The sequence below is a fragment of the Microbacterium sp. P5_E9 genome, from assembly GCF_054049175.1.
Genome location: NZ_JBFUMV010000002.1, coordinates 214,314 through 227,935 on the forward strand (window position 1 = coordinate 214,314; position 13,622 = coordinate 227,935).

The window sequence follows — 13,622 nt, forward strand, 5'->3', positions numbered from 1 at the left end:
GACCCCATCCCCGTCATCTGCTCGTGCGTGAGCGGCTTGCCGAAGAACACACGCCGCAGGCGCGCCCTCCAGGTCGGCCGGGGAGAAGGATCCGTTGCCATGGCGCGATCATCGCACAGCGGGTGCGGGTACGACAGGCATCCGGCGGCGCCCCGTAACCACGGCGCCGTCACGCGCTCGCCCGATTAGACTCGCGCTGGTGACCGGCGATACCCCTCAGCCCCGTTTCGCCCTCGACATCGACGGCGTTCCCCGCCCCGAGCGCTCCCAGGCGCTGCTTGACGCGGTGCGCACGCGCGTCGTGATCGCCGATGGCGCGATGGGCACGATGCTCCAGCGTCACGACCCGACGCTCGAGGACTACCAGCAGCTCGAGGGCTGCAATGAGATCCTCAACATCAGCCGCCCCGACATGATCGGCGCGATCCACGACGAGTACCTCGCGGTCGGCATCGATGCCGTCGAGTCGAACACGTTCGGCGCGAACTGGTCGAACCTCGGCGACTACGGCATCGACGATCGCATCGCCGAGCTCGCTGAAGCGGGCGCCCGGATCGCGCGCGAACGGGTCGATGCGGCAGAAGCCGGCGACGGACGGATGCGGTGGGTCCTGGGTTCGATGGGTCCGGGCACGAAACTCCCCAGCCTCGGGCACACCACCTACGAGCACCTCAAGCAGACGTTCGCGGAGCAGGCCGAGGGTCTCATCGACGGCGGCGCCGACGCGTTCCTCATCGAGACGTCGCAGGATCTGCTCCAGACCAAGGCGGCCGTCAACGGCTGCAAGCAGGCGATCGTGAGCCGCGGCATCCGTCTGCCCATCTTCGTCGAGGTGACCGTCGAGACGACCGGCACCATGCTCATGGGGAGTGAGATCGGCGCTGCGCTGACCGCGCTCGAACCGCTCGGCGTCGACGCGATCGGGCTCAACTGCGCGACCGGCCCCACCGAGATGAGCGAGCACCTGCGCCATCTCTCCAAGCACTCGACAGTGCCGGTGGCCTGCATGCCGAACGCGGGCCTTCCCGTGCTCACTGCCGACGGAGCGCACTACCCGCTGAGCCCGACCGAGCTCGCGACCGCACATGAGCAGTTCGTCCGCGAATTCGGGCTGGGGCTGATCGGCGGATGCTGCGGCACGACCCCCGAGCACCTGGCCGCTGTCGTCGACCGGCTGCGCCCGTTGCGGGTGTCGGCCGAGGCCGCGGGCGAGACGAGGCGTGCCGACCGCGTGGTCGAGGTCGAGGCGGGCGTCGCCAGTCTGTATCAGCACGTGCCGTTCGAGCAGGACGCGTCCTATCTCGCGATCGGGGAGCGCACGAACGCGAACGGGTCGAAGGCGTTCCGCGAGGCGATGCTCGCCGAGAACTGGGACGAGTGCGTCGAGATCGCGCGCCACCAGATCCGCGTCGGCGCGCACCTCCTCGACGTGTGCGTCGACTACGTCGGTCGCGATGGCGTCGCGGACATGCGCGAAGTCGTGTCGCGCTTCGCCAGCGCGTCGACGCTGCCCCTGGTGATCGACTCGACCGAGCCCGCCGTCATCCGTGCCGGGCTCGAGCTCATCGGCGGACGACCCGTCATCAACTCCGTCAACTTCGAAGACGGGGATGCCGCGACCAGCCGGTTCGGACGCATCATGCCGCTCGTCAAGGAGCACGGCACGGCCGTGATCGCGCTCACGATCGACGAGCAGGGGCAGGCGCGCACCGGCGACGACAAGATCCGCATCGCATCGCGCCTGGTCGACACCCTCGTCGATGAGTGGGGGATGAAGGTCGAGGACATCGTCGTCGACTGCCTCACCTTCCCGATCGCCACAGGCCAGGAGGAGACGCGGCGCGACGCGATCGAGACGATCGACGCGATCCGCCGCCTCAACGCGAAGTACCCAGGCATCCACACGACCCTCGGCGTCTCGAACGTCTCGTTCGGCTTGAACCCTCCTGCACGAAGCGTGCTGAACTCGGTGTTCCTGCACGAGGCCGTCGAGGCGGGACTCGACTCGGGCATCATCGACGCGTCCAAGATCGTGCCGCTCGCTTCGATCTCGGAGGAGCAGCGCCAGGTCGCGCTCGACCTGGTGTGGGACCGGCGCGAGTTCGATGCCGAGGGGAACACGACCTACGATCCGCTCGCCCGCATGCTCGATCTGTTCGCCGGTGTCGACACGGCGGCGGTCCGCGATCAGCGCGCGGCCGAGCTCGCCGCGCTGCCGGTCGGCGAGCGCCTCGAGCGACGCATCATCGACGGTGCGTCCAAGGGACTCGAGGCCGACCTCGACCTCGCGCGCGCCGGCGGCCTCAGCGCGCTCTCGATCATCAACGACCACCTGCTCGAAGGCATGAAGATCGTCGGCGAGCGGTTCGGGTCGGGCGAGATGCAGCTGCCGTTCGTCCTGCAGTCCGCCGAGACGATGAAGACCGCGGTCGCGCTGCTCGAGCCGCACATGGAGAAATCGGATGCCTCGGGCAAGGGGAAGATCATCCTCGCGACCGTACGCGGCGACGTGCACGACATCGGCAAGAACCTCGTCGACATCATCCTCACGAACAACGGCTACGACGTGGTGAACCTCGGCATCAAGCAGCCGATCGCCGACATCATCGCCGCCGCCGAGGAGCACAACGCGGATGTGATCGGCATGTCGGGCCTGCTCGTGAAGTCCACGGTCGTGATGAAGGAGAACCTGCAGGAGCTGCAGTCGCGCGGTCTCGCCAAGCGCTGGCCGGTGATCCTCGGCGGTGCCGCGCTCACCCGTGCGTACGTCGAGGACGACCTGGCCGGGCAGTTCGACGGCGAGGTGCGCTACGCGCGCGACGCATTCGAGGGCCTCACCCTGATGGAGCCTCTCGTGAAGATCGCGCGCGGCGCCGCGCCGGATGAGGTCGGACTGCCGCCGCTGAAGAAGCGCATCCATGGGGCGGGCGCGAAGCTCACCCTGACCGAGCCCGAGGCGATGCCCGCGCGGTCCGATGTCGTCTCCGACAACCCGGTGCCGGTGCCGCCGTTCTGGGGCACCCGCATCTCGCGGGGCATCGCGCTGCACGACTACGCCGCGTTCCTCGACGAGCGCGCCACCTTCATGGGGCAGTGGGGGCTCAAGCCCGGCCGCGGCGAAGGCGGGCTCTCCTACGAGCAGCTCCTCGACACCGAGGGACGACCGCGGCTGCGCTACTGGCTCGACCGCATCCTCGCGGAAGGCATGCTCGACGCCTCGGTCGCGTACGGGTACTTCCCGGTGGTCTCGGAAGGCGACGATATCGTCGTCCTGCACCATGGCGACGACGCGTCCGGCATCCTCGGGGCGGCTGGTCTGCTCGCCCCCGACGGCGGCTCGGGCGGCGCGCTGGGCACGGACAGACTGCGGTTCCACTTCCCGCGGCAGCGCCGCGACCGGCATCTCTGCCTCGCGGACTTCGTGCGGTCCCGCGAGTCGGGCCAGATCGACGTGATGGCGGTGCAGCTGGTGACAGCCGGCTCGCGCATCGACGCCGTGACGGCGAAGCTGTTCGCCGAAGACAAGTACCGCGACTATTACGAGCTGAACGGCCTCGTGATGCAGCTGACCGAGGCGCTCGCCGAGTTCTGGCACGCGCGCATCCGGTCGGAGCTCGGCCACGCCGAGGAAGATCCCGACGACATCGCAGGTCACTTCAAGCTCGAGTACCGCGGCGCGCGCTTCTCGCTGGGCTACCCCGCGTGCCCTGACATGGAGGACCGAAGGAAGGTCGTCGAGCTGCTGCGCCCGGAGCGGATGGGCGTCGAGCTCAGCGAAGAGCTGCAGCTGCACCCCGAGCAGTCGACCGACGCGTTCGTCTTCCACCACCCCGAAGCGAAGTACTTCTCGGTCTGAGTCGAGAGGGCCGCGTCACACGGTCGGTGTGACGGCCTTCGCCCGCCGCAGCGAGGTGAGCATCGCCCGCCCGACGACGACGATCCCGACGACGCTGACGATCGCGCGCAGCGTGTCCCACGTGACGGTCGACGTCACGAGCGAGTACAGGAGGAAGCTCGCCACGTTCTCGCCGATCGGTGCACCCGCGACGTAGGAGATCTCCGTGCCGGAACCGACCGCGAAGGGCCAGAACCACAGGTTCATGATGAGCCCGAACGCGTAGGAGGCGACTACCCCGTACACGCAGAGCATGACGACCTCGGCGGTGCCCGTCACCCGGCGGGGGAGGAGACCCGCACCCGCGCCCACCCACGCGCAGGCGAACATCTGGAACGGCGTCCACGGGCCGATCCCACCCGTGAAGACCGACGACAGCAGGATCGCGAACAGGCCGAGCAGCAGGCCGAACCGCGCACCGAACGCGCGCCCGGCCAGGATCAGCAGGACGAACACCGCTTCGACCCCGCCGACGCCGGTGCCGACGATCCGGATGGCTGCGCCGATGGCGGCGAGTGTGCCGAGCAGAGCGAGGGTATGCGCGGTGCGCACGGTGCCGTCGAGGGCGCCGAAGATGACGACGGCCGCGAGCGGTGCGAGCGCGAATGCCGCCGCGGGCACTGCGGCCTGTGCCTGCGCGGGCACCGCGTAGACGACGAGCGGCCAGGCGAACGCGGCGAAGGCGACGAGGTTCGCCGCGGCGACGGCGATGGTGCGGATCCGGCCTTGGTCGCTGAGCGAGCGAAGCGAGACGAAACGCGCCGCGGGGCGCGGGAGCGAAGGGCCCTCGCTTACCGGAGAAGGGTCGTTGAGCGAGCGAAGCGAGACGAAACGCGCCGCGGCGGGCTGAGGTGTTTCGCCCTGCGCACCCCGCTCGACGGCCGATGGTCGAGCGCCGACCGGCACGCGTGCGGGCGCCACCTTCCCGGCCTCCATCGGAAGGAGGAAGGCAGCGACCGCGTGGGCGAAGTCGGGGTCGTGCGTCGCGATGAGCACGGCCGCACCCGCCGACGCGACGTCGTGGAGCGTCGCGGCGACGAGAGCGCGAGCCGCGGCATCCAGCCCTCGCGTGGGCTCGTCGACGAGCAGCACGCGCGGTGCCGCGGCGAGCTGCAGCGCGATGGCAAGGCATCGGCGTTGGCCGACGGAGAGATCGAGCGGATGCCGCGCCGCCTGGGCCGCGACCTCCGGGTCGTCGGCAGCCTTGCCAAGGAAGCCCGCCCACCTCGTCAGTGTCGTGCCGCGCGGCTCTCCCGCGCGCCGGTCGGCGTGGGCGCACTCCGCTCGCACGGTGTCGCAGATGAACAGGTCGTCGGACAGGTCGGGGACGAGGGCGACCCCGCCGGCGCGTCGGTCGTGCTTGGAGGCGGACCCGCGTGCGGGCCGGCCGCCGACGGTGACAGCGGCCGCGGCATCCGGGATCGCGATCGCGGCGAGCAGGCTCGACTTGCCGGCCCCGTTCGGCCCCACGAGTGCCGCGATCTCACCCGACCCGACGCAGAACGTGGCCCCCGCGACCGCCAGATGCGAGCCGCGGTGCACATCGAGCCGATCGACCTGGAGTCCTCCCGCAGCGGATGTCGCACGGTCGGGATGTGCCGTCGCGCGCGGTGGGACGCTCTCGTCGACAAAGGGTGCGCTGCCGAGCTCGATCCGCCGGTCGGCGATCGCGTCGAGCTCGGTGACGCGGTGCTCGGCGACGACCACGCACACGCCGGCGTCGTGCGCGAGCGCCCTGAGCAGCTCGACGATCTCGCGACGGGAGTCGGCGTCGAGGTCGGCGAGCGGTTCGTCGACGAGCAGCAGGATAGGGTGCTGGACGATCGCCGCGGCGATGGCGACCTTCGTCGCCTCACCGGCCGACAGGCCACGCAGCGGGCGGTCGAGGAGGTCGGTGATGCCGCTGCGCTCGCCGACGTCGGTGACGCGCGCGTGCACGATCCGGGCGGCGACGCCTCGAAGCTCGAGCGCGAGTCCGAGTTCGTCGCGCACGCGGTCGGTCGCGAACGCCTCACGCGGATGCTGCAGCACCACACCCACCAGCTGTGCGGTGTTGCGCGGGGGTACGGCCGTGCGGTCATGCCCGACCACCCGCACGATGCCGTCGATGCCGCCGCCGTCGACGTGGGTGTGCAGACCCGCGAGGGCCCGCAGCAGCGTCGACTTGCCGGCCCCCGTGGGTCCGGCCAGGACGGTGAGCGTGCCAGGCTCGAGCAGCAGGTCGGGCACACGGACCGCGCCCTCGGCGGCACCTCGATGGCGGAGCACGGCGCCTCGCACCTCTACGGGTAAGAGGCAGTCGCCCTCGACGGGCCGCCCGGCGAGCCCGCGCAGTTCGAGGGCCGCAGCGACCGCGGTCGCCCGGGCGAGCGTCCTGCTCAGCACCGGAGCCAGCAGCCGCACACCGCCCCGCTCGCCGCGCAGTCGCTGTGCGAACCGCACGGCGCGCACCGCGTCGGCCAGCGCGGGCAGGGTCGCCCACGCCACCGCCAGGGTGCGCGCGACGCCGCGGAGCGGACCCCGACGCGCGCCGCGCGCGATCACGCGGGGCAGATCCACCACGGCGTTGATCAGGCCGAACACGAGGATCGTGATGGCGATCGGGAGTGCGCTCGCCGCGGCATCCCACAGCCCACCCGTCGTGACCGGCCCGAGCAGCACGACGTGCGCGAACGGTGCAGGCAGCGGCACCTCGGGGAGGTCGAGCAGCACCGCCCCGGACCCGTCGGCGCCGTGGAACAGCACCCGGTACAGGACCCGGACGACCACGAACCCCGCCGCGAGCGCCGCCGCGGCGCGCAGGGGTTCGAGTCGCACGGTCATGGGGCTAGGAAGTCGGCGCGGCCGGTTCGCCGTTCAGCGTGAACAGCAGCGCCACGCTTTCGCCCGGCTCGAGCTGAAGGGTGGACAGGCCCTCGGTCGCGTACGCCCACTCGCCCTCCTCGGGCTGCACCCACAGCGACCAGTACGCGAAGCCGGCGGGCATCGACTCGCAGGTCTCGAAGTACTCCGAGCCGTCCTCCGCGGTGAGCGCGACGTCCTCGGCGGGCAGGCCGTCGACGCGGCACACCACCTGGTCGCCGTACTCGGTGGTGCCCTCGGTCGTGACCCCCGCCTCGGCGAGTGCGTCGCTCGCGGCGATCGCCTCGTCCGTCTCGATGCACTGCGACTGGGAGATGTCGTCCGCCTCATCGAAGGCGCTCGCGTCGACGACGACGGTGACGCCGGCGCAGCTTCCGTCGGCGGATGCCGAGGCCGACGGCGCAGCCGTGTCGGACGCGGGAGAGGACGAGCACGCGGCCAGGGACAGGAGCAGGGCCACGGCCGCCGTGGCGGTCAGTGTGCGAAGAGTCGAAGTCACCGTTCCAGGCTACGGCCCCCGATCCGCCGCCTGCGGCCGCATGACGTCCGACCGCGACCGGCCGTAGGCTGACCAGGTGACCGTTTCCGATCTCTTCGACGAAGACGAGTGGGTGCCGGCATCCGGCGCCGATTCCTACACCGACATCACCGCTCACGTGTCGAAGGACGGCCGCATCGCTCGCATCGCGTTCCACCGCCCCGAGGTGCGCAACGCGTTCCGTCCGCACACCGTCGACGAGCTCTATCGGGCACTCGACGATGCCCGGCAGAATCCCCGCATCGGCGTCGTGCTGCTCACCGGGAACGGCCCGAGCGCGAAGGACGGCGGCTGGGCGTTCTGCTCCGGCGGCGACCAGCGCATCCGCGGCCGCGACGGCTACAAATACTCCGAGTCCGATGCGGTCACCGACCCCGCGCGCGCCGGCCGCCTGCACATCCTCGAGGTGCAGCGGCTCATCCGGTTCATGCCCAAGGTCGTCATCGCCGTGATCCCCGGCTGGGCGGCAGGCGGGGGTCACTCCCTGCACGTCGTGTGCGACCTGTCAATCGCGTCCGCCGAGCACGGCAGGTTCAAGCAGACCGACGCCGACGTGGGCTCGTTCGACGCGGGCTATGGCTCGGCGTACTTCGCCCGGCAGATCGGGCAGAAGTTCGCGCGCGAGGTGTTCTTCCTCGCCGAGGAGTACTCCGCGCAGCGCGCCTTCGAGATGGGCGCTGTCAACCGGGTCGTCCCGCACGCCGAGCTCGAGCGCGAGGCGATCGCGATGGCGCGGACGATCCTGACGAAGTCGCCCACCGCGATCCGCATGCTCAAATTCGCGTTCAACGCGGTCGACGACGGGCTCGTCGGCCAGCAGGTCTTCGCGGGTGAGGCCACCCGGCTCGCCTACGGCACCGACGAGGCCGTCGAGGGCCGCGACTCCTTCCTCGAGAAGCGCGACCCGGACTGGGCGCCCTACCCATGGCAGTACTAGGCAGGAAATGAAGCTCCAACCCGTCATCGGAGACGACCCCCGCGACATCATGCGGGCCCTGCGTTCGGCGATCCACGGCGCCGGCCCCGCCCTCGGGCTCGGGATGGTGAGCGACCTGCCTGCCGAGGTGCGGCCGGGCACGGCGGTCGTCGTGACGACCTCGGGCTCGACCGGCGTGCCGAAGAGCGTGGTCCTCAGCCGCGACGCGCTCACCGCCAGCGCGCTGGCGACGGGCGCGCGCATCGGTGAAGGGGCCTGGCTCCTCGCCCTGCCGGCGAGCTATGTCGCCGGCATGCAGGTGCTCGTCCGGGCCATCGTCTCGGGCCGCGAGCCCGCGATCCTCTCCGGTTCCTTCACGCCGACCGCGTTCGCCGCCACCGCGAACCTCATGGTCTCCAGCGACGGCGGCCGGCGAGTGCCGACCTACACGTCGCTGGTGCCGGCGCAGCTCGCGCGGCTGCTCGACGCCGCCGAGCACGACAGCTCCGTCGCCACAGCCCTGCGCTCCTTCGAGACGATCCTCGTCGGCGGGCAGGCGCTGCCGCCCGTCATCCTCGAGCGCGCGCAGGCCGCGGGAGCCCGGATCGTCCGCACCTACGGCTCGACCGAGACGAGCGGCGGCTGCGTCTACGACGGGGCGCCCCTCGACGGCGTCTCGCTCCGCATCCAAGACGGCGAGGTGCAGGTGGCCGGCCCGACGCTCGCCGACGGGTATCTCGGTGAGCCGGCGGCGACGGATGCCGCGTTCCGCCGCGATGCCGACGGCACCCGGTGGTACCGCACCGGCGACTCCGGGCTCTGGGAGGACGGCATCCTGCGCGTCCGAGGGCGCATCGACAATGTCATCGTCTCGGGTGGGGTGAACATCTCGTTGGACCGCGTGGAGCGCATCGTCCGCGGGGTGCCCGGGCTCGCCTCCGCCGTGGTCGTCGGGGTGCCCGACGACCGCTGGGGCGAGGCATCCGTCGTCGTCGCCTCTCGTGGCGAGGCCCTCCGCCGCAGCGAATCCGTGCAGCTCGAGGAGGCGCGCGACGCCGTCGCCGCCGAGATCGGAGCGCACGCCCGGCCGACCCGGCTCGTGCTCGTGGACGAGCTCGCCACGCTGCCCTCGGGCAAGCCCGACCGCGAGGCGATTCGCCGCGCGATCGGCGCGCTCCGCTAGGTGTAGGTCGCCGGGTCTCAGGCCGCGTCGGCCGGGCCGGTGTCGACGACGCAGAACCGGTTGCCCTCGGTGTCTTCGAGCACGATCCAGTCGGCGTCCTCGGGGTAGTCGTCCCAGTCGACCTCCCGCGCGCCGAGGGCGAGCAGTCGGGAGATCTCCCCGGACTGGTCGGTGGCGTAGAGATCGAGGTGGATGCGCGGCGGGTAGTGCTGCGGGTAGCCGGTCACCGACAGCGCGATACTCGCACCCGGCGCGTCCCAATGCTTCTTGTAGGGCGGATCCAGGATCACCCAGTCATCGGAGGGCTCGGCGCGATTGACGTAGCCGAGGGCCGCGCGCCAGAACTCCCCCGCACGATCGATGTCCTCCACGGTCAGCACAGTCGTTGCGATGGTCAGCATGCCGACATTTTCGCGCGGGAACGGATGCCACGGCCAGGGGGTGGCGGCAAGAGCTGTCTCGGGGATCTAGGATTTCACCTCGTGGCAGGCACCCCCAGCAAGAAGCGCAGCACGTCCGGTCCGAAGAAGCAGCCGTCGCGGGGAAATCCGCAGAAGGTGCGTGAGTCGGGCAGCCCGGTGCGGGTGCAGAAGGCGACAGCAGGGGACTGGATCGGCGCTGCGCGGCTGCGCACGCTGCCGCTCGCGGTCACCCCGATCCTGATCGGCACGGGCGCCGCGCACCTCGTCGACCAGCAGCTCCACTGGGTGCTCGCGCTGGCCTGCCTCGTCGTGTCGATGAGCCTGCAGATCGGCGTGAACTACGCGAACGACTACAGCGACGGCGTCCGCGGCACCGACGACCACCGGGTCGGGCCCGCCCGACTGACCGCATCGCGCAAGGCGAAGCCCCGCACTGTGCTGATCGTCGCGCTGTCGTTCTTTGCGATCGCGGCGCTCGCCGGTCTCGCGGTCGTCATCCGCACCCAGCAGTGGTGGCTGCTGCTGGTCGGCGCCCTGTGCATCGTCGCCGCCTGGTTCTACACCGGCGGCAAGCGGCCCTACGGCTATTACGGGCTCGGTGAGCTGTTCGTCTTCGTCTTCTTCGGGCTCGTCGCCACCGTGGGCACCGCCTGGGTGCAGGTGCTCGCGATCCCGCAGGAGGCGTGGTTCGGCGGAGTGGGCGCTGGACTGCTCGCCTGCGCGGTGCTGCTGGCCAACAACCTGCGCGACATCGACCAGGACCGCATCGCCGGCAAGCGCACGCTGACCGTGCTGATCGGCCGCAAAGCGACGAAGTGGCTCTTCACGGCCTTCGTGCTCGTCGCCTTCGCGATCGCCTGCTTCCTGGCGGTGTTCTACCCGATCGCCTGGCTGACGCTGCTCGCCCTGCTCGCGGCGCTGCCCGCCATCCTCATCGTGTGGACCTACCGGCTGCCGAAGGAGCTCGTCATCGCCCTGGCGCTCACCTCGGCCACCTCACTGGCGTACGGCGGGTTCCTGTTCTGGGCCTTCGTCGGCTGACGCTCAGCGCGGAGAACCGTCCGCGGCGTCGGCGGCGGCATCCTCGACGTCCTCATCGCTCGGCGTCTTCCGCGCTTTGCGCGGACGCTCGGCCAGACCCTCGGTCGCGCTGGTGAGCGGGCGGCGCAGGAACAGCAGCGAAAGGCTGAGCCCGATCAGCGCGGCGAAGATGGCGGCGAGCCAGTACAGCTCGCGGAAGATCGGGAACAGCATGAGGATCGCGAACGGGACCAGGAAGGCGAGCAGCCGCAGGACGGTGTAGACGAGCGCGGAGCGGACTTTCACCTGTTCATCGTACGTTCGGTTCGGCCAGGCCATGGTTCACGGGTCGTCGGGGGCATACCTGCGGGCGACGGTTCGGTCACGACCCGGCCAGACCGGGCGCAGCACGCCTAGGATGGGGATTGTGACGAGGGTGCTGCTTATCTTGGCCCTGGTGCTGACGGCGTTCTGGGTCTTCACCATCGTCGACTGCGCCGCCCAGCCTTCGTATCGCCACCGCGGCGTCAGCAAGCCAGTGTGGATCCTCATCGTGATCCTGCTGCCGGTGCTCGGCGGCATCCTCTGGTTCGTGGTCGGCCGCGTGCGCGCCAGCGCCCTTCCGACCCGCTCCGCGCCAGACGACGACATCGAGTTCCTCGGCCGGATCGGCACCATGAGCGATCAGGACGAGCGCATCCGTCGGCTCGAAGAGGAGCTCGCGCAGCTCGACGCCGAGGATGACGACCCGAAGTGGCAGACTCCGGACGCGAGCGCCCCGAAGACGTCGGCGGCCCCCACCGAGACCGGCGCCCCCGCCGATCCGCCGGTGCGTGGGGCGGCACCCGATGCCGACGACGACGGCCGCGGCCAGCGCGGAGCCGTCGGCTGAGCATGGACCCAGAAGCGGGCGGCGAAAACGCCGTCCCCGAGACGAACGAGCCGCGCGACGATCCGCGCGCCACTCCGGCGCCCGCGACCGATGCGGCTGCCGCGCTCATCGCCGCGCTCCTCGAGCACGGCGTGCGCCACATCGTGCTCAGCCCCGGATCGCGCTCTCAGTCCCTCGCGCTCGTCGCCGCCGAGCTCGAGGCACGCGGAGCGGTGTCGGTGCACGTGCGGATCGACGAGCGGGTGGCCGGCTTCACGGCCCTGGGCATCGGACGTGAGGACGGGATGCCGGCGGCCGTCGTCTGCACGTCCGGCACTGCGGCGGCCAACCTGCTGCCGGCGGCACTGGAGGCCCACCACGCGGGCGTCCCGCTGCTGCTGCTGACCGCGGACCGCCCGCCCGAGCTGCGTGGCGTCGGTGCGAACCAGACCACTCGGCAGCCCGGGATGTTCGCGCCGAACGTGCGATTCGAAGCCGACGTCCCCGTTCCGGAGCTGACCGACCCCGACGGCGATTCCGAGCAGAGCGCCATGCTCCGCGCCATCGCCGGCGACGCCGTCGCCGCGGCGCTCGGCGCGGGAACCCGTTCGCCGGGTCCGGTGCACCTCAACCTGCCGTTCCGCGAGCCGCTCGCCGGAGATCTCCCCGTCTGGCTGAGCGCCGCCGAGGTCGAGCTCATCGTCGAGGCCGACCCCGACCCGGATGCCGCGCCGGTCGAGGATGAGGCCGAGGAAGAGGTGTTCGGCGCCCTCTACCAGGGCGGCGGAGGCATCGGCGAATCCGATGTGCCGATCGAGCCGGAGGACCGGCCCCACGTCATCGAGCGCGGACCGCGCACCATCGTCATCGCGGGCGCCGATGCCGGCCCCGACGCGGAGCTGCTGGCACACGAGGGGGGCTGGCCCCTCATCGCTGAGATCGTCAGCGGCGCTCGGTTCGGTCGCAACCTCGTGCACGGCTATCGCGAACTGCTGGCGGATCCCGACCTCGGCGGGCGCATCGAGCGCGCCATCGTGCTGGGGCACCCCACGCTCAGCCGCGAGGTGGCCGCACTGCTGTCCGATCCCGACATCGCGGTCTTCGCGGTCCGCGGCCCAGGGGAGCCGCTCAACCTCAACGACGCCACGGTGCCACTCGATGCTCTGGCGGTGGCCCCCGGGGAAGTCGACAGCGAGTGGCTGGGTGACTGGCTGCGCGCCTCGCGCGCGGCATCCGTAGATCTCTCGCCGCCCGCCCCCGATGCCGACGGGCTGTCGTCCGCCGTGCCGGGGGAGCGCCTCGGCGCCATCGCCGCCGAACTCGGCGCCATCCGGGCACCCCTCGACCGCGCCGGGCTGGTCGACGCGGTGTGGCGGGCCACGTGGCCGCACGATCGGCTCGTGTTCGGCTCGTCCCGGCTGGTCCGGGTCGCCGATGCGGTGCTGGGCGGCAAGAAGGTGCCCGTGCACGCGAACCGCGGTCTCGCCGGCATCGACGGCACGGTCGCGACGGCGATGGGCATCGCGCTGGCCAGCCAGGCCGGGGGGCGACCCGGGGTGACGCGCGTCGTGCTCGGCGACCTCGCGTTCCTGCACGACGTCGGCGCCCTGCTCCTCGCCCCCGGGGAGCGCGCGCCGCGCCTTCAGGTCATCGTCGGCAACGACGGCGGCGGCACGATCTTCGACGGCCTCGAGGTTGCGGGCGTCGCGGGCCGTGACGCGATGGACCGCGTGCTCTACACACCGCACACCGTGCGACTCGAGCAGCTCGCGCTCGCCTACGGGTGGGAGTACCGGCGCGTCACCACCCGCAGCGCTTTCGATCAGGCGCTGACCTCACCGGTCGGCGGCAGGCAGCTCATCGAGGTTCCGCTGCCGCGCTGATCCGCACGCGCGGGGGCCGGCAGGGGCAAGAT

At 71.3% G+C, this 13,622-nt stretch carries 10 protein-coding genes; 6 read left to right on the plus strand and 4 right to left on the minus strand.

Going from position 1 to position 13,622, the window contains the following annotated elements; genetic code table 11:
* The first annotated feature begins 199 nt into the window (after positions 1-199).
* The gene (gene metH, locus ACXJ3V_RS04235; protein ID WP_457099014.1) at positions 200-3,856 is read left to right on the plus strand and encodes a methionine synthase; all 3,657 of its coding nucleotides are present in this window, start codon (positions 200-202) and stop codon (positions 3,854-3,856) included.
* A gap of 15 nt (positions 3,857-3,871) precedes the next feature.
* Here metH and ACXJ3V_RS04240 read toward each other — a convergent pair whose 3' ends face one another.
* Positions 3,872-6,718: an ATP-binding cassette domain-containing protein gene (locus tag ACXJ3V_RS04240; RefSeq protein WP_457099015.1), complete on the minus strand. Its 2,847-nt coding sequence runs from the start codon at positions 6,716-6,718 to the stop codon at positions 3,872-3,874.
* A 4-nt stretch (positions 6,719-6,722) separates the two neighbouring features.
* Positions 6,723-7,256, minus strand: coding sequence for a hypothetical protein (locus tag ACXJ3V_RS04245; RefSeq protein ID WP_457099016.1), 534 nt, complete (start codon positions 7,254-7,256; stop codon positions 6,723-6,725).
* Positions 7,257-7,332: 76 nt separating this feature from the next.
* Between ACXJ3V_RS04245 and ACXJ3V_RS04250 the strand changes: the two genes are divergently transcribed.
* Both ACXJ3V_RS04250 and ACXJ3V_RS04255 read left to right on the plus strand, forming a co-directional pair.
* Positions 7,333-8,232, plus strand: a complete 900-nt coding sequence (locus tag ACXJ3V_RS04250; RefSeq protein WP_457099017.1) for a 1,4-dihydroxy-2-naphthoyl-CoA synthase — start codon at positions 7,333-7,335, stop codon at positions 8,230-8,232.
* A gap of 7 nt (positions 8,233-8,239) precedes the next feature.
* On the plus strand, positions 8,240-9,394 hold the full coding sequence (locus tag ACXJ3V_RS04255; protein ID WP_457099018.1) for an AMP-binding protein: 1,155 nt from the start codon (positions 8,240-8,242) through the stop codon (positions 9,392-9,394).
* Between the two features lie 17 nt (positions 9,395-9,411).
* On the opposite strand, the gene ACXJ3V_RS04260 is transcribed toward ACXJ3V_RS04255, so the two are convergent.
* Entirely contained in the window at positions 9,412-9,795 is a 384-nt protein-coding gene (locus ACXJ3V_RS04260; RefSeq protein ID WP_457099019.1) for a VOC family protein, read from the minus strand.
* Between the two features lie 81 nt (positions 9,796-9,876).
* On the opposite strand from ACXJ3V_RS04260, the gene ACXJ3V_RS04265 reads away from it, so the two are divergent.
* Positions 9,877-10,857, plus strand: coding sequence for a 1,4-dihydroxy-2-naphthoate polyprenyltransferase (locus ACXJ3V_RS04265; RefSeq protein WP_457099020.1), 981 nt, complete (start codon positions 9,877-9,879; stop codon positions 10,855-10,857).
* 3 nt (positions 10,858-10,860) lie between these two features.
* Here ACXJ3V_RS04265 and ACXJ3V_RS04270 read toward each other — a convergent pair whose 3' ends face one another.
* A complete protein-coding gene (locus tag ACXJ3V_RS04270; protein ID WP_457099021.1) occupies positions 10,861-11,142 on the minus strand; it encodes a DUF4229 domain-containing protein in 282 nt (93 codons plus the stop codon).
* Between the two features lie 112 nt (positions 11,143-11,254).
* On the opposite strand from ACXJ3V_RS04270, the gene ACXJ3V_RS04275 reads away from it, so the two are divergent.
* On the plus strand, positions 11,255-11,728 hold the full coding sequence (locus ACXJ3V_RS04275; protein WP_457099022.1) for a PLDc N-terminal domain-containing protein: 474 nt from the start codon (positions 11,255-11,257) through the stop codon (positions 11,726-11,728).
* Positions 11,729-11,730: 2 nt separating this feature from the next.
* The gene (menD, locus tag ACXJ3V_RS04280) at positions 11,731-13,590 is read left to right on the plus strand and encodes a 2-succinyl-5-enolpyruvyl-6-hydroxy-3-cyclohexene-1-carboxylic-acid synthase (RefSeq protein WP_457099023.1); all 1,860 of its coding nucleotides are present in this window, start codon (positions 11,731-11,733) and stop codon (positions 13,588-13,590) included.
* Positions 13,591-13,622 lie beyond the last annotated feature (32 nt).